Genomic DNA, 26621 nt, shown 5'->3' on the forward strand with positions numbered 1-26621 from the left:
AGCCAGGATCAAACTCTCAAATAAAAGTTTATCAGGCTCAGATACTATTGTTATCAAAATATCTGGCTTTATGGTTTGTTTCTTGTTTTATAAATTAACCTACTGTTTAATTTTCAAAGTTCATTTTGCTCTCTTTCGAGTACAGTAATAATAATATCACCTTTTAAATAACAAGTCAATACATTTTTTTATGTTTTTTTACATTTTTTCTATTCTTTTGTAAAAAACAAATTTATCTTGTTACACATTCATGTAGAATCAATACTTATTTTGTTTCTACTTTATTATCTATTAATTGTAAGTTATAACTTCTAATAACTTCTATCAGTAGTTCTGCATATATACGATTCCCACTTTTGTCTTCAGCTGTACTATATCCAGCATCTTCTAATGCTTGTGCTTGACTAATATAGTCTTTTGATTCAAACAATCCATTTTTTCTATACCTTTTATTATTCACTAAAAATAAACCATGGTCTTTTACAGAGTCCTCCAGTGAACCATATGACCTAAAACTTGCTACAATCTTTTCATTATAATGTTCAGAAGTTGAAATTGCTACACTTTTTCCCTTCCATGCTTTATCTGCCTTTATACCAAATAAATTATTACTTTGCTTTGTAAGTTTAGAATTACCCCACCCAGATTCTAATATTGCTTGTCCAATTGTTATAGATGGTAATATGCCATAATCGATATACTCTCTTATAGCTGAGTCTTCTAATTTCTTTATAAACTTAATTTTTTCATCACTATCTTTTAATTCTTTATTTCCAAGATACGTGTATTCTAAATCCTTCATGTATTTTTTTGCTCTACTTTTTTGAGAAGTGTCAAATTTCAATTCATTCAATACTTTATTAAACTTTTTTACCTTGTATACTTTTTCTCCCTTATCATTTTTGTCTTCTACTATAAATTTTTCACCGACATTTAATGTATCTTTCTTTTTTATATTACTTAAATCTTCATCATATATTACCATATCTATAGCAAGTAACTCCTTCCAGCTTAATTGAACTTTTCCGCCCCCTGCTTCATCAGCTACATCCATATAGTATTCAATTTTAGTAGTTTTTATATCTCTTACCTTGTATAAGTCTTCAAAATATTTTGTTATATTAAAAACAGCTATTATACTTGCTATTATAAATACAGTAATAAATATCTTTTTAAATATAAGCTTTAATCTTCTTATAGTTTTATTTTTACCTAAATTTTTTATACATTTTCTAGCCATATTATTCCCCCTTGCTAATTGTATTCCTTATCTTATCATAATTTTTATATTAAGTGGTTATATTTTAATTCTATCTTATATATAAAATTTAAATTAAGTTAATAAAAGCTAATTTAAGTATCTTCAATTAAATTTTTTCACTATTACATCCACTATATACTTACTTGCATTTCCATCCCCATATGGATTAGACGCTTTACTCATTTGAATATAATTATTTCTATTTGTTAATAATTGTTTTACAGAATTATATATATTTTCTTCATTTGTACCTATTAATTTAAGTGTTTTTGCTTTAACACCTTCTATTCTTTCTGTCTTTTTTCTTAACACAAGTACTGGTTTTCCTAGTGATGGAGCTTCCTCTTGTATTCCTCCACTATCAGTCATTATCATATAGGATTTGTTTAAAAAATTATGAAAATCAACTACTTCCAAAGGCTCGATAATGTGAATTTTTTTAGAATTTTTCCCAAATACTTCACTAGCTATACTACGTATTTCAGGATTTAAATGTATAGGATATACTACCTGTACATCTTCAAATTCATCTACTATTCGTTTTACAGCTCTAAATATATTTCTCATGGGTTCTCCTAAGTTTTCTCTCCTATGAGAAGTCAATAAAATCATTCTGTCATCACCAAGCTTATCTATTATAGGATGAGTATAATTTTCTCTTATTGTCATCTTTAATGCATCAATTGCAGTATTACCTGTTACAAATATATTGTTTTCAGACTTTCCTTCTGAAATTAAGTTTTGTTTTGCCAAACTAGTAGGGGCAAAGTGTATATCAGCAATAATTCCTGTAAGCTGTCTATTTAGCTCTTCTGGAAATGGAAAATATTTATCATAAGTTCTAAGTCCTGCTTCTATATGACCCACTAGAATTTTACTATAAAATGCAGTTAAACTAGTAGCTAGAGTTGTCGTTGTATCTCCATGTACTAAGATTATGTCTGGCTTTTCTTTATCTATAATCATGGGAAGTTCATTTAAAACTTTACATGTTATATCATTTAAACTTTGCCCTTTTTTCATTATGTCTAAATCATAATCTACATTTATATTGAAAGTTTCTATAACCTGGTCAAGCATTTCTCTATGTTGTGCTGTCACACACACAATACTGTTTATATGCTCTCTTTTTTCAAGTTCCTTAATTAAAGGAGCTACTTTGATAGCTTCAGGTCTAGTTCCAAATACAGTCATAACCTTGATGTCATCCATTTATATCTCTCCTAATCAACTATTTATATACTATAATTGTCTATTTATATAACAAGTTTATTTATACCAAGATTTAATAATCTTTATACTCTCTTTTGATGGATAAAAGTTTTTTTCTTCATCAATTTTACCTACACAAAATACAGAAAAACCATTTATCCAATCTTCTTTTTCAAAAACTCGCCTATATGCTTCAAAGCATCTTGCTTGTTCTTCATCATTTATAATTTCTGAAGGAACATGATTCCATGGTTGAGAGCTTGCATTTTCTCTATTTGAAAAACCTAATTCTCCAAAAAATATCGGTTTACGATGAACCTTATAAAGATTATATAGTTCTTCTTTTATATTTTGTCCTCTATTATTCACAGTAGATGAATGTAGAGCAGAAACCAATTCATCAACTGTATTGACAGATTTATCACTTAACTCAAAATACGCTGCTATGGATATAAAGTCTAACTTATCAAAAAAATTATTATTTAGTTTTTGTTCATAAGATAATTTACTATTTAAATCACCTTTTCTCGTATACCACCAATTAGTTCTATATGTTACAAGACCATCAAATTTTGATTGTACAAAATCTATTATTTCACCCCAATTTTGTTGATATTCTTCTAAGTATACAAAATTAGAGCCTACATTTAAAACCTTTACATTCAATGGATTTGATACATCTTCTATAAGTTCATTTAATACAGTATTTTGCCAGTTATAAAAAAATCTTTTTTTATTCATAGGATTCCAATCGGTCTCATATAACTCTCCATTTTTTATCCATGGATATGCTTCTAATATTGTGGAAATACCCTTCTTATTTAATTTTTTTATTAGTTTAATTGCCTTTTTTTTGCTATTATTATCTATTGACATGATATCAGAATTAATATCATCCACATTTATAACTATAGGTACATTTATTGTATTCAATCCTAGCTTATCTATATCCTTCATAACTTGATTTATTTCATAATCTATAGATAAATTGGCTGATTTAATCTTGCCCTCATACTGGCTATTTACTAAACTTCTATTTTTTAATTCAACATTTACAAAATAAATTATAAATATAAAAGTTAAAATAATTCCTAAGATTAAAATATTTTTCTTAAATTTAAATTTGTTTACATTTTTATTCAAATCATATACCTCATTTTAAAATAATACGTTTACTGTATTATCTTCTTTTATATTTCTTAATAAATAACATTGATAGAATTACAGCTACAACTATAACAATAAAAGAAACAACAAAAAAAACTTTAGCTGTTTTACTTATATTCAATTCTCTACTCGAATCTTTTATTTCTTTATTTATTTTTGTATTATACGTTAAATCTTTTACTTCTCCATATTCATCAATTGTTAATGTATCTCCTTTTAAATCATTCACTTGACTTTTATTTAATAAATAATCCATTCCTAAATATAAATTTTTTTCATCTATTGAACTTATTACCATAATATTTTTTTGATTATTGTAAGGTGATTTTATCAATTGTATTGATGAAATATTTTTACCATAATCGTCAATAAAGCTTATCTTATCATTTGATAAAAAGTTAGAATAGTTTTTATTGAACTTTATATTTAAGTTGCTATTTATCATCTTTATAACAGAGCTGTTAAGTGGTACTCCAAAAACTATAATATTCGTATCTTTATATTTATTGCTAAACTCTTTACCTCTAATTACATTTATGTTTCCCTCATGCGAATTCATATTTGCACCTAAATTAACACCTAGTCTGGACATCCATGTCATTGCTTGGGACCCTGAATAATCTGGCATTATCACAGTTAAATCATTAAACTTATCATTCTTAACAAATGGATATGGATAACTTTCAAAACTCAGTGACTGATTCTCTTTTGTTGATAGTTCCAAATAAGAGCTATTTGACACATATGCCCAAGGATTATTACTTTCTCTTGTAACACAATTTAAATTTTTTATACTTAAATTAAACACCAGCTTAACTTGATAATAGTTTTTATTATCTATATCTTTAGGTATTTTTAATTCTAGTTTGTCATTATCTGAATATGCCCTATCTAATTTTTTACTTCCTACGACAACATCATTTATATACACTGTAACTAATGATTTGTCAAAATCCAAATTATCAGAATATCTTAAATTTAAAACAATCTTTGAGCCATTATCTAACTTTCTACCTTTTGGTATTCTAACATCAAATAAAGCTTGTTGACTAAATGCACCTTCCAGCAAAATATCTGTATATCCTAGGTCTTCTAAAGTCATATGACCTAAATTTAATTCTTGTTCACCAGCAGTCTTTATATTAGTATCTTTATTTACAAGTATTGATGATGATAAAATTTGATTAGAAAGTCTATTGTCTATCAATAAATTTGATGCTTTTATTAAATCTTCTTCATTACTACCTATTACTACTAACATCTTCTTATTATTGTTGTATGGAGAATTTATCTGTTTAATTATACAATTTGAAGATAATAAAGTTTGTTCCTTTGCACTTAGAATATTTAAAATTTCTTCTGCCGTATTTTCAGGTTTACCAATGTATATAATGTTATCATCTGACCAGTTTTTCATTTCTGAATATAATTTAACATCAAACTGTAACTTATCGTTCTGTGTTATTTTTCCAAATTCCGATGCTAAATTAAACACAGCTGTAGATTCACCCCTACTCATATTATCTGGAACTACTAAAGTTGTGTCTAATTTAAAATTTTCTTCAATTTCTATATATGGATATGGATACTCATTTATTGAATTGCCCAATTTTTTCTGCTTATATCTAATTGATGTATAAGATTCCTTATGAATAACCATCCAGTTTCCAGTGTTAGAATCATCTTGACATATTTTATCAGATATTGTTTTATATGCTTTTACTTTTATTTCATTATATCCTTGTATTATATATTCTTTTGGTATTAATACTTTTAGTGTATCTTTATAATCTTTTTTGGCATTTAGTTTAATTGATTTTATTGGTACATTATTTATTAAGATAGTTAAACTTGAAACATCTCCATTTAATATTTGACTCTTACTAAAATTAAGATTAAATGACACTTCCTCAACGTCCCAATTTTTGTTTACTTCAAAAAAAGTACTATTGCTCCCTATAACTCCATCAATAGTTACATCTCTTTCAAACTTATAATTTTTGACTTTAGTTTCATCAGCTTTTACTTCATCTACAAATGCGATATTTGAAAAAAACAATACTAAAGATACAATTAATACAACAAATTTTTTCATATTAATACCTCCTGTACATGAATTAAAATCTTTCCGTTTTATACCATTTGACCTCTCTTTTAAAAATTATATCTTTTAAATACTCTACCATTCCTTTTATAGCAACAAATAGCCATAGTTGAGAATATGTAAAATACATAAGTGCTACTATAAATATATTCTCGATTGTAGCCTCACCTTTTTCTATAGTTAAGCTTATACTCACTTCTATGATAAATAAAATGTACGATAGTATCCATATTATGATAAAGTTGATTGGAATAGAAATCTCTATTAATTTAAATACACTTAAGACAAATAAAATATCTGAGATAATAACAGATGTTAAAAATAGAAAATATACAGAAAAAAAGTAGGCTATATCAAATACAATTTTATTTTTCCCTTGTTTAAATATATTTTTTATATATTTCATTAAAACGTATATATTACCTTTTGCCCATCTAGTCCTTTGCTTTATCCAAACTTTAATAGTTTCTGGTTCCTGCTCCCATGTTATTGACTGTGGCACAAGTTTTATCTTATATCCTAACTTATATATTCTAAAGCTAATTTCTGTATCTTCTGCAATTGCTTTGCTATCCCATCCCCCAATTTCTTCTATAATACTTTTTCTCAATATAAAGTTAGTTCCTGGTATTGTACATAAATTAAATAATTGCCATCTACCAGCTTGAGACATCCATTGAAAGCTTAAAGTTTCTATATTTATAAATTTCGTCAATAGATTTTTACTTTTATTTCTGGTTCTAAACTTTCCAATAACAGCACCTAATTCATCATCTAGAACTATTGTTTGTATTAAATACCTAAGTGCATCTCTATCTGGAGTATTATCTGCATCATAGACTGCTATAAACTCTCCTTTTGAAATTTTATATCCAATATTTAATGCATTTGATTTTCCCTTACCTCCAGTTATGCTATCTGTATTTATAATAGTAAAATTATAATTTTTATATTTATTCTTTATGCTTTCTAAAATTTCTCTACTATTATCAGAAGAATTGTCATTTATCACAATAAGTTCCATTTTATCTTTAGGATAATTAAGTAGTAGTAAAGATTCCACAGTCCTACCTATTACCTTGGCTTCATTATGAGCAGGAACAAGTATTGATACCATTGGATATCTATCAATTTTTTTTATTTTTTTATCAAAGTTCCTAAAATAAAATAAATACCCCCCCATAGCTAAAACTATATTTATAAGTAGTAAAGACCATATACTAAATAAACTAAATATAAATAGATACTCTGATACATTTAATCCTCTCATAAAATTCTCCTAAAATCTTTTTAAATCTTAGAACTTAATCTAAAATTTTTTATTTTAAAAATTTCTTTTTGTCTATTTTTTTAAAATACATAAATATAATTACAAAAACTAAAACACTTATGGATACTATTGATATTAAGATTTTGCTGATTTTAGATATAGATTTAAACCTAGTTTCATCTTCTTTATTTTTTTCTAAATTTCTATCATAGTTGACTTTAATTTCATTACCATCATTTCTTATTTGTATCTCATCAACCTTTACCCAATTATCAAAATCTCTTAAATCCATAAACTCTATATTTTGTTTTTCTAGGTATTCTATTGTATCTTTCAAATATTTTATATCTAAATACGAATGAAAGAAAAAACCGCCACTAAAGCCTCTGACAATAGATACTGTATCTAAATTTTCTTTTATATTTTGAAAAGTAAACTTATCCTCTGGGTCTATATATCCCAAATTCTCCGGTACAAATATATTAAACTCTTCTGTATCCCTAATAACATAGGGATATGTATTTGTGCTAAATTTTTTATCATTATTTTGATGTTGTCCTACATAAGTAGAAAAATATTTTTTTAATTCTTTATATCCTTCAGATTCTATTGCATAATGAGGAGCTTCAAATGCAAGAGGATAAATCCCATTTTCTATACATATTCTAAGCCCTTTTAAAACTCTATCTTTCACAAAAATTGTCATATTTTCTTTTAATGGAGCATCTTTTTCCCCATCCCAAAATTCATATCCTTCTCCAGAAACTTCTTCATTTTTATATTGATGAGTGTATCCATGTAATATCACTGTACCACCCTTATCTTGCATGTATTTTACTGCTTTAACAATCTCAGGGCTTTCTGATAAAGTAGTTATTCTATGATTTTTAGGATTTACATAAGCTGGTATTAAAGCAATTGTAAATGGTATGTTCTTATTGCTTAAATAATCAGCTATTTTTATTAATTCTTTTGGTTCTCTAAATGCATGTACATCTTCTATTCTTACAAATATGCGACCATTATTGAAGGTTTCAATATCAAACACATCATTTAGTGAATCACAAAATATATAAAATAAAACACCATCTAAATCCAACTTTGACACATAGAAAAGATTTTTGTCATTTACAATATACGGATATTCATTTACTGTATCACTAATAGTTCCTATAATTTTATTGCTTTTATCTGTTGATTTTACAATATTAAATAAATGGTGTTCATCTAAGTTATACTCTTTACCTTTATAGGTTACACTGTTTATATTATTTGTTTTTTTTACATATTCTAAATTATATTTCTTATATTCCAACAGATTTTCTATACCATATCCTAACCAACAGATGACTCCTTTATAGGAATCTAATGAATTAATTAAGATGTTAGTTTTTTCATCATTAATATATGAATTTTCATTTATCCCTATAATAAATATATGACTATAATAAGTTTTATTTATCTCATTATCATAGTTGCTTAATTTTAATAACTCGATATTTGAGCTAAATCTACCTAATAGAGTTCTTACAATTTTCAATATGTCTTGATTGTAAGATGTTTCTTTCTTAGAATCATAGATAACCAATACCTTATTTGTATTAGAATAAGTTTCTAGTGCATATGAGTGTATATTAAAATTTGACATTATCAATACTATTAAAAGCACAATTAATACTTTAGATAAATTTTTATTGTAAGTTTTAAACATCATACTGCAATTCCTCTTCAACCATATTCTTAAAATTTATACTATCTCCAAAAGTATCTCTATACTCTAAAATTGCAATTTTCACATCTATATTTACATATTTTCCTTTATCATTTAAATCTAAGTTTAACTCTTTTATCCTCTTCTTTATTCTATCTCTAACAACCTTTGAACCTTCTAATGCTGTGTTTGGCATCAGTATTCCTATCATATCTTTTTGTAAACTGTATATTATATCTTCATTTCTTGTACACTCTACAATATTTGAACTAATATATTTTACTATTTTGTTAGTTTTACTTTCACCAAATATAGTCTGTAGGTTTTCATAATATGGTAGTTTTACTATCATAAGAGAAAAAGTAGTAGTATGTCTGACTGACTTACTTATTTCCATATTTACATCATTATAAAAAATTTTTAAGTTTCTAAGCCCAGTTTCATTATCTATAGTTACTAGTTCCTCATATTGTTCAGTTAATTTTATATTTGTAAGTTGTAATTCATTTATATTTTTATTTATATTTCCCATTATAATTGAAGATATTGGTACTGCTATTATCCATATATATGATATAAACTCAATATCTATATTATGAGTAATATTGTTATATAAAATATAGGACGTATATATAAATATAATTATTGAACTTGTTATTAAACCAACTACTGAGTTTGATAAATAAGTTAACATTATTATAAAAAAAATAACTGATAACATTATAAATACATTCAATTTATTTTCTGTTCTAATAGATAGTATTACTATCCCAACAATTAAAAATATAAAAACAAACAAACTTAACATTAATAAATCTATCTTTTTATTTGTCCCATTCATTTTTTATAAATTTACACCTCCAATTATTTTATTAAGTTGCCCATTTTTTCTAATTATTATTAAAATCAATATGCAAATAATTTTTTAACTTAGTAAAAATAAATTAAATTATATATGTATATAAATAATAAAAAAACAAACAAATATTTAACATTAATGTTCTCTATTTGCTTATCTTCAAAATAATTATCATGTATGTATTCATAGTAAATAAATTATATATATCTATAACATATACATATATAGATATAAGTAAAAAAAATAAAACTGTTCAATAATTAGAAAATAATTTCTAAATAAGAACAGTTTTATTAAGTAAATATTATTAAATAAATAATACTCTATTTTGATTTTAACTCTATCCAAGCTTTATCGTATAACTTGATATTTTCACCAATATCTTCAAAAGTTTCACATTTAGCAAGCACATCTTTAGATGGATATGCAACAGGATTGCTAGTTATTTCTGGGTCCAATAACTTTAGTGCTCCTGTATTAGGTGTTGAATATCCAATGTATTCAGCATTTACTTTTGCATTTTCTGGGTCTAACAAGAAGTTTATAAATAACTCAGCTTCTTTTTTATTTTGTGCTGTTGTAGGTACACACATAGCATCCACCCACTTGTTCGTACCTTCTTTAGGTATAGCATAGTCAAGGTCAGGATTTTGATCCATCAATGTAACTGCATCTCCAGAATACAACATCCCCATTGCGACTTCTCCACCTAATAATCTGTCTTTTCCTTCATCGTTTACATATGCTAGGACTAAATCCTTCTGCTTTATTAAAAGATTTTTTGCTTCATTTATTTCTTTTGGATTTACACTATTCATACTGTATCCTAATTTTTTAAGAGTTATCCCTATAGTATCTCTAACAGAGTCAAACATCATCATGTTTCCTTTGTATTTTGGATTCCAAAGTATATTCCAACTATCTATAGGCTCTTTAACTTCTTTTTTATTATATAATATTCCAAGAGTACCCCACATATATGCAACACTATATTCGTTAGTTTCATCATATACAGGATTTAAAAAACTCTTATCTAAATACTTCATATTAGGTATGTTTTTAAAATCTATTTTTTCCAAAAGACCTTCATTTTTCATTTTTTCCACCATATAATCCGATGGAAAAACTAAATCATAATGAGTACTACCACTCTTAACCTTTTGATACATCATTTCATTAGTATCATAAGTTGAATATTGAACTTCTATTCCTGTTTCTTTTTCAAACTTATCTATAAGAGATTCATCTATATAATCACCAACATTATATACATTTAGAACCTTTGTAGAATCTGTTGATTTATTGCATCCTGTAAATAAAGTAGCTGTAATCATACCTACAGTTACAAGGGATATTATTTTCTTAAACTTAATCATTATTTAGTCCCCCTTACTATAGATTCTTTTTTATTAGCCAATAGAAGTAATCCTAAAACCACTGCAAACATTATCGTTGATAATGCATTTATTTCAGGCTTTATACCTCTTCGAGCCATTCCATAGATTTCTATAGAAAGATTACTTACACCATTTCCAGCATTAAAGAAACTTATTATAAAGTCGTCTATTGACATAGTAAATGCAATTAAAAATCCAGAAACTATACCTGGTTTTATTTGTGGTAAAATTACTTTTCTAAGAGCATACATAGGTGTTGCTCCCAAGTCCATAGCTGCATCTTCTATATTATCAGGTAATTGCTTCATTTTTGGTAAAACTGAAAGTATAACATATGGCAAACAAAACATTATATGTGCTAATAACATTGTTGTAAAACCAAACTCCATTTTTACAAATACAAATAGACTCATAAGGGCTACTGCTGTAACTATTTCTGTATTTAAAATAGGAAGGTAGTTTACATTCAGTATTAATTTTTTACTCTTCCCTCTCATCTTATGTATTCCTATAGCACTTATAGTTCCTACTATTGTTGATATTACGGATGCTAATATAGCTATCACAACAGTGTAGTATAAAGCACTCATTATACTTTCATTTTGAAGTAATTGACCATACCACTTCCATGTAAATCCATTCCATCTTGCCATTGATTTTGAATCATTAAAAGAAAATAGTACCAATGCAAATATGGGTGCATACAAAAATAAGAATACTAATGCTAAATATATATTAGAAGTTATTTTCTTTAATTTTAAAATAGTAACCCACCACCTTCTTTGTCAGATTCATCTCCAAATTTTGACATTATCGACATGGATATTAATATTACTATCATCATAAATATTGATATAGCTGAGCCAAAGTTCCAATCTCCAACAACTGTGAATTGTTGTTCAATCAAATCTCCAACTAACATTATTTTGCCTCCACCTAGCAGTCTTGATATTGCAAAAGTAGTAACTGCTGGCATAAATACCATAGTTATTCCAGACATTACCCCAGGCAGACTCAAAGGAAATATAATTTTTCTAAATACTGTCATGTTATTTGCACCTAAGTCATGAGCAGCATTTATTAAATCATTATCCATCTTTGAAAGTGCTGTATATATTGGAAGAACCATAAATGGTAAAAAGTTATATACCATACCTAAAAGTATAGCAACATTAGTATACAAAATTGCTAATGGCTGTATTCCAAACCATCCTAAAAACGTATTTAAAAGTCCATTTTTTCCTAATATAGCTACCCATGCATATGTTCTTAAAAGAAAGTTCATCCACATAGGAAGAATAAACAACAGTATTAATGAACCTCTTCTACTTACATGAGCTTTTGAGATTATATATGCCACTGGATAACCAACTACAAGACATATCAATGTAGCTACTCCTGCTAAAAGAATAGAGCGAGCAAATACTTTAATATATATAGGGTCTATTACTTCTTTATAATTCTCAAGTGTAAACACATAACCTGTACTTGAGTCTTTTGTAAAACTGAAAAATACTACTAGTATTAAAGGAATTATTACAAATATCGCACTCCAAACTACATATGGATATGCTAAAAAAGATTTCTTCTTCATATTAGTTACTCTCTTTTCTCATTATATGGATGTCTTCTGGATATATATCCATGCCTAGTTCTACTCCAACTTCAGCATTTTTGGTATTATGAAGTATCCACAATCTTCCATTTTCATTTAATTCTATTTCATAGTGCACTCCTTTAAATACTGTAGATGTAACTTTCCCCTTTAACATTCCTTCTTCTGGCTTTACCATTTTTATATCTTCTGGTCTTATTACTACTTCTATATTTTCATTTTTTTCAAATCCTTTATCTACGCATTCAAACTCTCTCTTACAGAAATTTACTTTATAATCTTCCATCATAATTCCATCAAATATATTACTTTCACCTATAAACTTCGCTACAAATGAATTTTTAGGTTCATTGTATATGTCTTGAGGTGTACCCATTTGTTGTATTTTACCTTTATACATTACAACAATAGTATCTGACATAGTAAGAGCTTCTTCTTGGTCATGAGTTACAAATACAAATGTTATTCCTAACTTTTTTTGAATTCTTTTTAATTCTATTTGCATTTCTTGTCTTAATTTTAAATCTAATGCTCCAAGTGGCTCATCTAACAACAACACTTTTGGTTCATTTACTAAAGCTCTTGCTATTGCAATTCTTTGTTGTTGACCTCCACTTAATGAGTCTACTTGTCGTCTTTCAAATCCTTCTAATGCAACAAGTTTTAAAACTTCTTTTACTTTAGTATCTATTATATCTTTTGGAGTTTTTTTAATTTTCAAGCCAAAAGCTACATTTTCATATACATCCATGTGTGGAAATAAAGCATATTTTTGAAAGACTGTATTTACTTGTCTTTCATATGGTGGTAAATTATTTATTTCTTTACCTTCAAATAAAACTTTGCCATCATCAGCATACTCAAACCCTGCTATTATTTTTAATGTAGTAGTCTTTCCACATCCACTTGGCCCAAGTAAAGTTAAAAACTCATTTTTCTTTATATCTAAATTGAAATTATCTAAAACAGTAAGTTCCTCATAATGCTTAGATATATCTCTTAATTCTATTATATTTTCTACCAATTATTAAACACCTCTATTCTAAAATGATGGTGGCGTACTTACCCAAATCACTTTTGCTGTCGTTTTTCCTTCGTTTGATATATAGTGATTTGCTCTTGGTCTAAAGTAAAAGCTTTCTCCTTTTTTTACCTTATTTTTCTTTTCGCCTATATGAACATATATTGAACCTGCTAGTACATATCCAAATTCTTCACCTTCATGTGGCTTTTCTTCTTTATATTGTCCACCTGGATACAATGTTATTATTATTGGCTCCATTTCATTTTTTTGTGAATTTGGAATTAACCACTTTAATTTATATTTTAAGTCCTCATCTTCAGTTTCAAACATGTCTTCTTTTGTAAAACTAATTCTTTCGTCATCTATTTCATTAAAAAATTCCCTTAAATTTGTACCTAATATCTCAAGTATATCTATAAGGGTAGCTATGGATGGTGATGTTAAGTTATTTTCTAGTTGAGAAATAAATCCTTTTGACAATTCACATCTATTAGCTAACTCTTCCTGGGTCAGTTGTTTTTCTGTTCTTAATCTTTTTATCTTTTCACCTATATCCATGTTGCACCTCCTAATTTGTGTTTTATTTTACTAAACATTTTGTTTACTAAACATTGAGTTTAAAATTTGTAAACAACATAGGTAATTATATATAAAATTCAGATATAATACAAGACTTTTTTGCTAATTTTTTTATTTTTTTAGTTAGAATAAATACAAGTATTTTAAAGGCTTTGAAAATACACAATTTGAATGTGTTTATATTAATATCTATAAAGTTTAGTATCTCTAATTATAAATAAATCAATTCATCTAACATATATAAAAGCTTTTAAGGTCTTAGAATATGTTAAGTAAATAAAAAATTGCTAAAAATCTATATTTTATAGTTTTTTAGCAATCCATATCTTTTAATATTTGAAATTTTATATATTTACAAGAAAATTTTTATTTATAATTACTATATACTCTTAATTAATTCTTTATAGGACTATTTAGCCATATTTTGAGTGGCAGGTTTTTTATCTCCACTCATATATAATTTTATAAATTTTATATCATCTATTATAAATCTATGTTTAATTTTACTACAATCTAATTTAAACAAATTAAATAATATTTGTGTAAGATATCCTAGGCCAAATGCACTTATTATAGTTCCTATACCAACTTTTCCACCTAAGAAAAATCCAACTATTAATGCACCAACTTCTATAGTTCCTCTTATTAAGTTAAGTGATTTTCCTGTTTTCTTTTGAAGAGCAACCATCAAACCATCTCTAGGTCCACTTCCTAGACCACTTCCCATATAAAATACCATTCCAAGAGCTAAAAGCCCCAAACCTAAAATCAACATAATTATTCCTATTAATACACTATCAGTCTTTGGAATTAAGTTAGTGTATAGAAGTAAATCCATAAAAAAGCCAATTAATAACATATTAAATACAGTTCCCCATCCTACATTTTCACCAAGAATAACATCAGCTATAACTACTATAGAGCCTACAATTATAGAGGCAGTCCCTATAGTTATTCCTACATGATTTGAAAGACCTTGATGAAACACATCCCAAGGAGATAAACCAAGGTTACAATTTATCGTCAATACTATACCAATTGAACATATAAATAGACCTAAAACCAGCTTTGAAAATTTCCATAATACTTTTTGTAACAAAATCTACCCCTCCTAAACATAATTTAACTACTCACCTTAAATACCAAAAGTCAGCAGTTTTCATACAAAAATCCTATTTTATAAATTTTATAATACAACTCTATGATACATCATTTTATGCTAAATAACTACCATTTTATTACAATTTGGTTACAAATTTTCAGATTATTTTTTCGAAGAGATAATTTATATATTTCTATGTTGAAATTCTATATTTTAAAATCTTTTTTAGGCCTATTTATAATGAAATAGTAAAACCTAATGTGAGATTTTAAATTAATATAAAGCAAAAAAATACTGTTAAGAAAGTAGTTGCACTTAACAGTATCAGTATTTATCTATTTTTATTTTATTTTGACTTTATAAATTTTCTTCTATTTATTTTTGATATACATACTAACATAACCGACATAACTAACATAGAAGTTCCGCCTAAAACCAATTTAGAGCATGCTGTTGTTTTACTCATAGAACCTCCTCCTTTGCCTCCAAAGTTTCCAGCTTCTTTTGGACTACCTTGATTTCTATCCATTTTCATATTACCATTTTGCTTATTATTCGTATCGCCTTTATCCATATTTCCCATACCTGGCGGCGTATTACCATCCATTCCTTCAGGTGGTTCTGGCATTCCATTCATACCTTCATCAGCTTCTTTCATGTCTTTATTATCACTTGAATTCTCACTATCAGAGGTTTCCTTCGTTGAAGAAGACTCTCCACTTAATTGAGCTTTTATTGTTTTACTCATACTTTCTGCTACCTCTAAAACTCCTGGTATTGATTTTCCTCCTTTACCCATAGGACTTTCTAAATTTTCTTTACTCTTATCGTCACTTTCATTGTTATTTGTACTATCTTTGTTATTTGTATTATTCTTATCTTCATTATTGTCTACAGCTTGACTATCTGCATTATTTTTAGTTTCACTTAAAGTAAGTTCCGCATTGACTTCTTTTTCATCACTTTTATTTTCGTTATTTTCATCATTAGAATCTTTATTATTAAATTCTTGATTGCCAAAGCCCTTATTACCACCTTTATCATCATTAGAACTTTCAATTGAAGATGTTATATTTTTTTCAAATTCTTCATATGTATAAAATGCTGTTGGGTCTTCTTTTACATATGATACTATTAAGTCATGTACTTTTGTTGTCATATTTTCTAGATAATCTGAACCTAAATATTTTGTTACTATCTCTTCTAGATATTCATGGTATTTTGTTTTATATGTCTCATTTTTTAATAATGCAGATATTAGAGGTCTGTCTTCTAAATTACCTGTCGTTGGTTCATCAATATATATTGATTGCCCATCTCCGCTTTTACCAGTACCACCAAACCCACCAAATGACATATTAAAATCCCATGGTAACATAGAAAATACTCCATCTTGCTCATACAGATAGTAATTGTGAGCAAAATTACCTTGATAGCTATCGAGATTTAACAAAGCTGTATTTATTGCTATATTTTTAAGAACAGAATCTACATCAAGATACTTTTCAATGTCTTCACCTGTATCTAGAGATTTTAATAGTTTTGTGACCTTAGACCAATCAGCTGTTTTTTTGTCACTTTCAACGATTAAATTTGAATAACTTTCTGAATCATCTCCATTGTACTGCAATGAAGCGCCTTCATCAGACTTGTATAAATCACCTGTTACATCTCCAAAGTTATTTTCAAGATAAGATTCTTTTAATCCTTCCACTGCTAAATATAAACCATGATATTCACCATTTATATAAACATTTGCATATGCAAATTCTGGAGTAGCTAATCCCATATCTTCACAAATACTATATGTTATAAACTCTCTCATATAAGAGGGGTCAGAGTAACAGTTATTAAGATTTAATTGAGTAAGCCCTTCCATACTTTGACTAGTGTTATATTTATCAAAATTAATCTTATAACTATATCTATCACTATCACTATTTGCTACAGATGTAAGACTTGAATTTCCTTTAGTCCTGATTCCAACATTTCCATATGCATCACCATCTACGGTTACTTTTGCAACTTTAAATTCTTCTTTTATAGCATTTTCATTCATATCTTTTAAATCACTATCATCTATTTCTATATTAATTTCCATAACTTTGTCTCTATCAAAATATTTTTCAATATACGCATCACTATATAAATCAACACCTTTATTTCCAGATATACTGTATATTCCAACTATTGCACATAAAAATACAACCATAAATGAGATAAGAAGGGTAAGTTTTTTATCTTTCATAAAAGATTACTCCTCTCTATGCTACATAATCACCATTGTAACTTACAAGAACTGCATTAGTAACTCCATCTACTTGACTTAAATCATTTATAAGACTTGTTTCTCCATCTTTCATTCTAACTTCAAACACCAACTCTATACCTTTTTCTGGTGTCACGCTCTTTGATTTTATTTGATATTTAGAAAATACCCTTTTGATTTTGTCAGTTGCAATGTCTTCTGAATCTTCATTATTACAATTTACCATTAATATATATGGTGTTTCAGAGATTGTTTTGTTTGAAAAGAAGATTAAAATTAATCCCATAATTACTGAACCCATTACAGCTAATGGAATTAAACCTGCACCCAAAACTATACCTGAACCCAATGACCAAAATAGAAATACTAAATCCATTGGGTCTTTAATTGCTGTTCTAAATCTTACTATAGATAAAGCCCCAACCATACCTAGAGATAAGACTACATTTGATGTAACTGCCAATATTACAAAAGTTGTAAGCATAGTGAGTGCTACAAGTGATACATTAAATGGTCGAGAGTACATAATTCCCATATATGTCTTCTTATAAACCATATATATAAACAAACCTACTAAAAATGCTGAGCCTAGAGCTAAAGCACTATCCACAAATGAAAAACCTGATACGTTTTCTATAAAACTTGACTTAAAAATATCGTTAAATGTCATAATTAAAATCATCCTTCCTATTTCTTCGTTTTTTCTTTAAATTTTATTTAAACATGTCTTTATCTAAATCTTAAATTTTTATTCTTATGTATATAACCTACTTGATGCATACTTTGAAACAGCTGTAGAAGTAGTCTTATTAATTTGAACTAAATCTTTTATAAAGTCTGGTATAAATTCGTCATATTTAACTTCCAATACAGTCATATTTTCGTCAATAACTGAAACAGTTGGCAATTCTTTATTAAATAAATCTGTTGAGTTTACAGCAGTTTTAATGTCACTATCAATTGTCACTCTTACATTCCCAACTGGATAAACAAAAGCTTCTCTATCGTAATCGACTATACTTTTTGCCTCCAATCTTTCACATTTTATCTTTAGATAAAACTCCCTTAATAAACAGTTTGTTGATTCTTTTAAGAATTCAATATCATTATTTAATATCTTCAATACTTCTTTTTTAGTTAAACTAGCTGACAGCTTTGATGTCATATTATAGTGCTTTATTTTTTTTTCTAATTTTATAAAAGAACAATCATTATTATAAAATCTTATTCTAAACTTTTCTCTTATTGCAACACCATTTAACTTATCAAGAAGAGCTTTATCTTCTGGTGTATCAAAATATAAACTTCTAATAAGATATTTTCCATCTTTTGATGCATTTGCATCTTTTTTCATTATTGGATAAAGTCTTGATTTCAAAGCTAACACATCCGCTTCAGTTATTTTATGTTTCATTTCAAATCTGTAGTTTAACTTTTTATCCATTTTTATCACCTCTCAATTTCTTAACTATATTTGATTTATTTTATATTTAGAGTATACTTTACTCGGCTTTGTTAAATCTCCGTAAAATAAGTGCATCTTTATGGCATATATGTGGCAAAGAAAGTTTTCCAGATAATTTAATGTTTCCAATTTTATCTCATGCTTAAACTTTACATTGTAATGACAAAATAAATAGGCTATATAGAATACACCAATATTTTGTATTCTACATAGCCTTTATTCATGTTACTTATTTTCAAAGTAAGTCATTGAGTTGGATTTATTCTCTAAAAATCATGGAATATAGATTATGAATCTTCCATTAAATTATACAACTTCTTCATCATATTCTCTTGAAAATTGACTATTATAAAGTTCCTCATAAAATCCTTTATTCTCAAGAAGCTCTTTATGGCTTCCTTGTTCAATAATAGTACCTTCTTTCATTACTAATATTAAATCTGCATCACGAATAGTTGATAATCTATGTGCGATAACAAAGCTAGTTCTTCCTCTCATCAAGTTATTCATAGCCTTTTGAATTTCAACTTCTGTCCTAGTATCTACACTAGAAGTTGCTTCATCTAGAATTAACACTGATGGGTCTGAAAGTATTGCCCTGGCAATTGTTAAAAGTTGCTTTTGACCTTGAGATAAATTAGAAGCATCTTCAGTCAATATAGTATCATATCCTTTAGGTAAAGTCCTTATAAAATGGTCTACTCTTGCTGCTTTTGCTGCTCTTACAACATCTTCCATTGTAGCATCTGATTTACTGTATGCAATATTTTCTTTTATGCTTCCATTAAATAGCCATGTATCTTGAAGTACCATTCCAAACATCGTTCTAAGTTCTCCACGTTTTAAGTCCTTTATATCAATACCATCAATAGTAATTCTACCCTCTTGTATCTCATAAAATCTCATAAGTAAATTTACAAGAGTCGTTTTTCCGGCTCCTGTTGGTCCAACAATTGCAATCTTACCTCCTGCATTTAACTTAATATTAATATCTTTCATAAGAATAGAATCATCATTATATCCAAATTTAACATGTTCAAATTCTACCTTACCTTTAGGTATATTTATAACTTTTGAAGGCTCTTTATCTTTTACCTCCTCTATTTCATCCATTACTCCAAATACTCTCTCAGCAGATGCAATTGCTGCTTGAAGCATATTTGTAATATAAGATATTTCTGTGGTAGGCTCTGATGATTGATTTACATATTGAATAAATGCCTGTATACTACCAAGAGTCATTGTTCCATTTGCTGCAAATATACCACCTACAACTGCTATAACCACATACCCAATTTGATTTACAAATCTAATGATTGGAGATATTGAATATGATGAGAATTGTGCTTTTCTACTAGCATTATAAAGATTTTGATTTACTATTTTAAAGTTTTTAATAGTATCTTCTTCTTTACTAAACGCCTTAACTACTACTTGACCAGTAAACATCTCCTCTATATTACTATTTAATTCACCTAAAGCCTTTTGGTTTTCTGAAAATCTTTTTTGTGATTTCCCCGCAATTACAATAGTAATGCATAGCGAAACACCTAATGTTATAGCTGATACTATTGTAAGTGACATACTTATGTTTATCATCATAACTATAGAACCAATCACCGTAACTACTGCTGTAATAAGTTGCATTAATCCTTCTTGCAGGCTATCTGCAACCTTTTCTAAATCATTTGTAACTATACTAAGAGTTTCTCCCTTTTTATGTGAGTCATAATACTTAAGAGGAAGTTTATTTAGCTTATCACTTAAATCTTTTCTCATACTAAGAACTAAATTTTGTGCAACTCCTGACATAATATATTGTTGTATATATATAAATACTGAACTAAGAAGATACAAGCTTAAAAGTACTGATATTATACCTCCCATAGTACTAAAGTTTACACTAAATTTTGTGCCAGTTTGAACTGCCGTTTTTATTCCATTAAATAGTTGGTCAATAGCTTTTCCCATAATCATTGGTGCTAAAACCGTAAGAGCTGAACTTATTAATACTGCAATAAAAATTGTCAGTATTTTAAACTTTTGTTTTGCCATATATTTTAATAGTCTTTTTGTAGTTTTTTTTGCGTCCTTAGCTTTTTCTGCTGACATACCATCTTCAAAACTAAGTACATCTACTTCTTTTTTTTCTACTATATTTTCACTCATATTACACCTCCAAATAAACAAATTGAATTTCTCTTTTGCTATGCAAGTTCTTCTTTACTAAGCTGTGAATCTGCAATTTGCTTATAAACATCACATTTTCTAAGTAAATCTCTATGTTTACCAATACCTACAATTTTACCTTCATCTAAAACTATAATTTGATTGGCATCCATGATTGTACTTATACGTTGTGCTATAATTATAGCTGTTGAATCTTTAATTTCATCTTTTAATGCTCTTCTAAGTTTTTTATCTGTCTTAAAATCTAATGCAGAAAAACTATCATCAAATATATATATTTCTGGCTTTCTAACTAATGCCCTTGCAATAGAGATTCTCTGCTTTTGTCCACCAGATAAATTATTTCCACCCTGAGCTACAAATGAATCATAATTATCTTCCATACTAGAAATAAATTCATCAGCTTGAGCTATGTTTGCTGCATGTTTTATTTCTTCAATACTTGCATCTTCTTTTCCATACTTTATATTTTCTTCTATTGTTCCACTAAACAAGAATGCTTTTTGTGGTACAAATCCAATTTTATCTCTAAGCTCTTTTTGAGACATATTCTTAACATCTTGACCATTTATAGATATCTCACCTTCTTGAATTTCAAAAAAACGTGGTATTACATTTGCAATCGTAGATTTGCCAGAGCCAGTACTTCCTATAATTGCAGTTACTTCTCCAGATTTTGTTTCAAATGTTATATCGCTTAAGACAGGTTCCTCTGATTCTGAATATGAAAATGTTACATTCTTAAAGACTAAATGCCCTCTTTCTGAAATAATATTTTCAGAATTATTTCCATCTACAATTTCAGGTACTATGTCTAATATTTGATTTACTCTATCTGCACAAGCCCCTGCTCTGGGTATGTACATAAATACCATTACTGCCATGATTAGATAAAATAAAATTAAAATACAATACTCAACTAAAGCCATTATATGACCTATTTCCATATTTCCATTACTTACTCTTATTCCACCAAACCAAATAATACTTACTATACCTAAATTCATTATTAACATTACAATAGGCATAAGTACTGCAAATATCTTATTTATTGAAATTGCTGTTTGAGAATAATCCACTGCTGTTTTATCAAATCTATTCTTTTCAAAACTAGTTCTATTAAAAGCTCTTATAACTCTTACTCCAGTTACAGCTTCACGTAACACTCTATTCATATTATCCATTTTTGTTTGCATTATCTTAAATAATTTGATAACTCTTTTACCAACTAAGCATGCAAACAGCATGAATAAAACCATTATTACAACAATAATAATTGTCATTACTCTATCTATAGAATAAGCTAAAAATAATCCAGAAATAGTTATAATTGGTGCTGGTAACACCAACTCAATAAACATAAATAAAGATTGCCCTATTAAAGTAATATCACTAGTACTTCTGGTAATCATAGATGCTGTACCTATTTTATTAAAGTCATTTATTGATAATTCTTGAGCTTTTATAAATACTGCTTCTCTAATATCTCTACAAAATCCTGATGAAAGATTTGCTGATACTTTACATACTAATACAGCTGATAGAGCTGTTATTCCTGCTACTATTAGCATTAATACACCTGTTTTTACAATATAATCTATATCTCCTTTTACTACACCATTATTTACTATACTCGCGGTAAGAGTTGGTATATATAAAGTTCCAAGTGTTTGCAAAAACGTAAATATTAACATTGTAACAATTAAAATCCTATAAGGTTTTAAAAAACGAATTAATTTTTTCATACTTTCACACTCCTTTACAAAATATTATGATAAACTATACTGTAACAGGATAGTCAAGGAGGAATTTTAATTATGAGCCAAAATTCAAAAAATTACTTTAGCACTGGTGAATTTGCAAAGATTTGTGGAGTCAATAAAAAAACACTTTTTCATTATGATGATATAGGTCTTTTCTCTCCAGAATTGAAAAAAGAAAATGGGTATAGATACTACTCATACCATCAACTTAGTATTTTTAGCATAATCTCATCACTTAAAGAAATAAAAATGCCTTTAAAAGAAATTAAAACTTATATAGATAAACGAACTCCTAGTTTGTTAATTGAACTTTTAGAAAAAAAGAGTATTGATATTAACAATGAAATTGAAAAATTAAACAATATTAAGACTTTAATGGAATCCACTATTGCACTTACTAAAAAAGCTTGTGATATTGATATAAATACTATTACTTTAGAAGAACATGAAGAAGAATACATAGTTAAAAGTCCTCTTATAGAAACAGAACAATTTATGGGAGATGATGAAGAGAAATTCTTATATGAATGTATCAATTTTATGGATAACTATGAATTAAGTGATGATTGCTTGATTGGTTCGATTATTAAAGGTGAGGATATACTAAATAAAAATTTCGAGTCATATTCACACTTGTTTACTAAAGTTAATCGTGAATACAAAAAATGTCCAATATCAATCAAACCAAAAGGACTCTATGTAACTGCTTATCATAAAGGAAGTTATGATACACTTGAAACAACTTATGAAAAACTATTAAATTTTTTTAAGGATAATGATTTACGTATAGGAGACTTTGTTTATGAAGAATATCTTCTATATGATATAAGTGTTCGAGATATTGATGAATATATAACTCAAATCTCAGTTGAAGTTAAACAACTTTAAAAATAACTACAACTGATTTTGCTTTTACACAAAACTTAAACTTAAATTAGTATAATTATCAGAAATCACCCTATTTAATTCTTTGACTCTTTTATATAAGTTTATCTCTATAAATTAACTATATAGACAAATAAAAAAGTGATAGTTAAATATAGCTATCACTTTTTCATCCATTAATTATAAGTATATAAATTTAAAGTTATTCTAAACATTAACCAATTTATATATGTAAAGGTACTTCTTTCTATTCTATTAGATTCATTTTATTTTCTTCTTTTCCCATCTATTTTTTGATTTTTGATAAATTAAATAAGCAGTAATTGTATATAAACATGAAAACAAAGAAGCAAATCCAGAAACTCGTGTAAGACCTAAAATACCTCCAATTCCAAATCCAAATGTAAAAATTATAACAGCAATTCCACCTAAAAAAGCAATGCTTGCAAGAATAATCAAAATAATTTTCTGCCAAAATATAGTCACACACAAAGTAATAACAAAATATACTACTGCTTCAATCAACAATAATGAACCAAGATAAACAGGTGATACGTGGATTAAGTAACGTGAAAAAGCTATTGAGTGAAGTCCAAACACAATAAGTAAAATTGCTATAATAAGACTTCCATAGTTAAAAAGGTGTTTTGCACCATTTTCTAAGATAAAATCCACAATCCGCAAAACACCACATAAAATCATATATCCAACAATAACATAAAACATGCCTCCAAGAAGAAATTCAGGGAATATTAAAAATGCAATTCCCATGCCTCCAAGAAAAACCGCTCGCAGTATTGCATGCTTTGTAAACTGTTTATAGAGTAATAAATTCATAATCAATCCCACCTCTCTTGGAAGGTATGATACCATGTAAACATTACTCTCACATGAATCTCTACTTACAATTTTGTAATGTTAACCATCTTTCTGCATCTTCATAAAGCTTATCAACCATTTCTTTTCTATCTATTCCAGGAAGTTCTTGATTTATTTTATATCCATCCTTACTCAACATATAAGAAAGATTTGCATACGTTGGTCTATAATTTTTTATTTCACTCTTAGAAACTTTGACATCACTATTCTGATAAACTGGTAAAAGTATATCTTTTTCGTATATAGCATCCATAGATACTATATACCACATATCATCTATCTTTTGAGTTTTATACACAAGCTTAACATCTGACTGAAGTTCAACTAAATTTCCATCTATCTCATTTCTAATATGAATAGCCGCCATTGTAATTGATACTGCCTTATTATTATTTATCCAAACTACTGTATTATAAACTTTATGAGGTGCATAAGACTTCATCTTACTTGATTCTTCTACAAAACCTTCTCCACTCCCTTGGTACCAAGATATTGATACTGTTGAATCTTTTGCAAAACATTTTTTCATTTCATCCCACAATGCATTATCTCTACAAAATCTCTCAAATTCTATAAGTTCTTTTACACTATTTTTATCTATTATATCTTGTATAGAATTATTCTCTAGTCTTTTTAATAACATATTTTTAATCTCCTTTAGTATAATATTTCTTTTATTTTTTTACCTATATTCATCTAATAATACTCAAGCTACTATCTTACTCTCTTACCTTTTATCCATACACCTTCTATATTTCTAGTTGCTGTTATATCTTTAGTTGGGTCTCCCTCAACCATTACTAAATCGGCTCTTTTTCCCTCTTTTATTACTCCACGGTCATCAAGTTCTAATAATTTTGCTGGTAAACTTGTTGTACTCTTAAGTACTTCAGTTGTAGTAAGCCCTGCTCTAACTAATAATTCAAACTCACGATGAAGGGATTCTCCATGCTTTACTATGCTGACAGAGTTTTCATCATTATTTGAATCAGTACCAGCTAGTATATCTACTCCAGCTTTTTTCAGTGCTGCTGTATTTTCTATTGCTGTTTCTAATCTAATATCTTCTCTTCCTGTGACTTTATTTATATTTGATGCTATTTTTTCCATCATAACTATTGTTGGAACTGAAATAAGATTTTTATCTTTTATATTTTTAATTACCTCATCAGATAATTTACCTATAAATGGAATGTGATTTATTACATCAACACCTGCTTTTTCTGCATATTCATAAGCTATAGTTGTAGGTGCATGAGCGAATACTTTTTTACCATTTTCATGAGATACTTCAACTACTCTTTTTATAGTTTTAAAATCAAAAGCTGTATTTGATGTTTTTGGATCTTCTATTATAAGCTTTACAAAATCTGCTCCTTGTTTAATTTGTTTCTTAGCAAAATTTTCAGCATCTTCAATAGTGTATATTTTACTGTCTTTAAATCCCATTCCCATAAGGTGAGGATGTGCTGCTGGTGCTACAGGTTCATATACACTACGAATATCTGTTAATCCCTCTCTATTTCTCAAATAATCTACTATCTCTTTACTATCAGTTGCCATATCAAGCATAGTAGTTATACCCCAGTTAGTTGCATCCTCCAGGTTTTTTATACTATCTAAATGTATATGAGAATCAATAAATCCTGGAAGTAAAGTACATCCTTCCCCATCTACAATAATGTCACCAGTTGTTTTTGATGATATTAATCCATCTTCTATAACAATACTTTTTGCTTCTAAGAGCTTTTCTCCATCAAATATTCTAGCATTTGCAATTTCAGTTGTTGCCATAGTCTTACACTCCTTTTATTTTTGAATTTATTAAGACATTTACCTTTTATTAAGTTATTATTTTTATTACTTTGA

At 27.4% G+C, this 26621-nt stretch carries 22 protein-coding genes; 1 reads left to right on the forward strand and 21 read right to left on the reverse strand.

The window, feature by feature from the left end:
- Positions 1-265 precede the first annotated feature (265 nt).
- The 18 genes from KGF45_RS18555 to KGF45_RS18640 all read right to left on the reverse strand — a co-directional run bounded on the left by KGF45_RS18555 (position 266) and on the right by KGF45_RS18640 (position 22970).
- Positions 266-1240 carry a glucosaminidase domain-containing protein gene (locus KGF45_RS18555; protein WP_227830091.1) on the reverse strand — a complete coding sequence of 325 codons (975 nt, stop codon included), beginning with the start codon at positions 1238-1240 and terminating at the stop codon, positions 266-268.
- Positions 1241-1363: 123 nt separating this feature from the next.
- The gene (wecB, locus tag KGF45_RS18560; protein WP_227830092.1) at positions 1364-2473 is read right to left on the reverse strand and encodes a non-hydrolyzing UDP-N-acetylglucosamine 2-epimerase; all 1110 of its coding nucleotides are present in this window, start codon (positions 2471-2473) and stop codon (positions 1364-1366) included.
- 57 nt (positions 2474-2530) lie between these two features.
- A complete protein-coding gene (locus KGF45_RS18565; RefSeq protein ID WP_227843017.1) occupies positions 2531-3616 on the reverse strand; it encodes a glycoside hydrolase family 113 in 1086 nt (361 codons plus the stop codon).
- Positions 3617-3653: 37 nt separating this feature from the next.
- Positions 3654-5735: a cellulose biosynthesis cyclic di-GMP-binding regulatory protein BcsB gene (locus KGF45_RS18570; protein ID WP_227830094.1), complete on the reverse strand. Its 2082-nt coding sequence runs from the start codon at positions 5733-5735 to the stop codon at positions 3654-3656.
- Between the two features lie 22 nt (positions 5736-5757).
- Positions 5758-7014 carry a glycosyltransferase gene (locus KGF45_RS18575; protein WP_227830095.1) on the reverse strand — a complete coding sequence of 419 codons (1257 nt, stop codon included), beginning with the start codon at positions 7012-7014 and terminating at the stop codon, positions 5758-5760.
- A gap of 49 nt (positions 7015-7063) precedes the next feature.
- Positions 7064-8728 (reverse strand): DUF2334 domain-containing protein, encoded by a 1665-nt coding sequence (locus KGF45_RS18580; protein WP_227830096.1) that lies wholly within the window; start codon positions 8726-8728, stop codon positions 7064-7066.
- Complete coding sequence (locus KGF45_RS18585; protein ID WP_227830097.1) at positions 8718-9566, reverse strand: GGDEF domain-containing protein; 849 nt, start codon at positions 9564-9566, stop codon at positions 8718-8720. The genes KGF45_RS18580 and KGF45_RS18585 overlap by 11 nt, the downstream gene beginning before the upstream one ends.
- A gap of 341 nt (positions 9567-9907) precedes the next feature.
- Positions 9908-10960 (reverse strand): ABC transporter substrate-binding protein, encoded by a 1053-nt coding sequence (locus KGF45_RS18590; RefSeq protein WP_227830098.1) that lies wholly within the window; start codon positions 10958-10960, stop codon positions 9908-9910.
- Entirely contained in the window at positions 10960-11634 is a 675-nt protein-coding gene (locus KGF45_RS18595) for an ABC transporter permease (protein WP_227436781.1), read from the reverse strand. Before KGF45_RS18595 ends, KGF45_RS18590 begins: the two co-directional genes overlap by 1 nt.
- Positions 11635-11738: 104 nt before the next feature.
- Positions 11739-12575, reverse strand: coding sequence for an ABC transporter permease (locus KGF45_RS18600; RefSeq protein WP_227830099.1), 837 nt, complete (start codon positions 12573-12575; stop codon positions 11739-11741).
- A gap of 1 nt (position 12576) precedes the next feature.
- The gene (gene potA, locus KGF45_RS18605) at positions 12577-13620 is read right to left on the reverse strand and encodes a spermidine/putrescine ABC transporter ATP-binding protein (RefSeq protein WP_227830100.1); all 1044 of its coding nucleotides are present in this window, start codon (positions 13618-13620) and stop codon (positions 12577-12579) included.
- An 18-nt stretch (positions 13621-13638) separates the two neighbouring features.
- Complete coding sequence (locus tag KGF45_RS18610) at positions 13639-14178, reverse strand: helix-turn-helix domain-containing protein (RefSeq protein WP_021383760.1); 540 nt, start codon at positions 14176-14178, stop codon at positions 13639-13641.
- Positions 14179-14608: 430 nt separating this feature from the next.
- Complete coding sequence (locus KGF45_RS18615) at positions 14609-15298, reverse strand: hypothetical protein (protein ID WP_227830101.1); 690 nt, start codon at positions 15296-15298, stop codon at positions 14609-14611.
- A gap of 349 nt (positions 15299-15647) precedes the next feature.
- Positions 15648-17549: a CotH kinase family protein gene (locus KGF45_RS18620; protein ID WP_227843018.1), complete on the reverse strand. Its 1902-nt coding sequence runs from the start codon at positions 17547-17549 to the stop codon at positions 15648-15650.
- 16 nt (positions 17550-17565) lie between these two features.
- Positions 17566-18240 (reverse strand): DUF4956 domain-containing protein, encoded by a 675-nt coding sequence (locus tag KGF45_RS18625; RefSeq protein WP_413841505.1) that lies wholly within the window; start codon positions 18238-18240, stop codon positions 17566-17568.
- Positions 18241-18324: 84 nt separating this feature from the next.
- Complete coding sequence (locus KGF45_RS18630; protein WP_227830104.1) at positions 18325-19014, reverse strand: polyphosphate polymerase domain-containing protein; 690 nt, start codon at positions 19012-19014, stop codon at positions 18325-18327.
- A 327-nt stretch (positions 19015-19341) separates the two neighbouring features.
- The gene (locus KGF45_RS18635; protein WP_413841514.1) at positions 19342-21147 is read right to left on the reverse strand and encodes an ABC transporter ATP-binding protein; all 1806 of its coding nucleotides are present in this window, start codon (positions 21145-21147) and stop codon (positions 19342-19344) included.
- A 95-nt stretch (positions 21148-21242) separates the two neighbouring features.
- Complete coding sequence (locus KGF45_RS18640) at positions 21243-22970, reverse strand: ABC transporter ATP-binding protein (protein WP_227843020.1); 1728 nt, start codon at positions 22968-22970, stop codon at positions 21243-21245.
- 72 nt (positions 22971-23042) lie between these two features.
- On the opposite strand from KGF45_RS18640, the gene KGF45_RS18645 reads away from it, so the two are divergent.
- On the forward strand, positions 23043-23876 hold the full coding sequence (locus KGF45_RS18645) for a MerR family transcriptional regulator (RefSeq protein ID WP_227843021.1): 834 nt from the start codon (positions 23043-23045) through the stop codon (positions 23874-23876).
- A gap of 258 nt (positions 23877-24134) precedes the next feature.
- On the opposite strand, the gene KGF45_RS18650 is transcribed toward KGF45_RS18645, so the two are convergent.
- The 3 genes from KGF45_RS18650 to KGF45_RS18660 form a co-directional block, all read right to left on the reverse strand.
- On the reverse strand, positions 24135-24746 hold the full coding sequence (locus tag KGF45_RS18650; RefSeq protein WP_227843022.1) for a hypothetical protein: 612 nt from the start codon (positions 24744-24746) through the stop codon (positions 24135-24137).
- Between the two features lie 25 nt (positions 24747-24771).
- Positions 24772-25395, reverse strand: coding sequence for a hypothetical protein (locus tag KGF45_RS18655; protein WP_227830109.1), 624 nt, complete (start codon positions 25393-25395; stop codon positions 24772-24774).
- Between the two features lie 71 nt (positions 25396-25466).
- The gene (locus KGF45_RS18660) at positions 25467-26546 is read right to left on the reverse strand and encodes an amidohydrolase family protein (RefSeq protein WP_227843023.1); all 1080 of its coding nucleotides are present in this window, start codon (positions 26544-26546) and stop codon (positions 25467-25469) included.
- Positions 26547-26621 lie beyond the last annotated feature (75 nt).

The sequence above is a fragment of the Clostridioides sp. ZZV14-6154 genome (assembly GCF_020657785.1).
Taxonomy (GTDB): Bacteria; Bacillota; Clostridia; order Peptostreptococcales; family Peptostreptococcaceae; genus Clostridioides.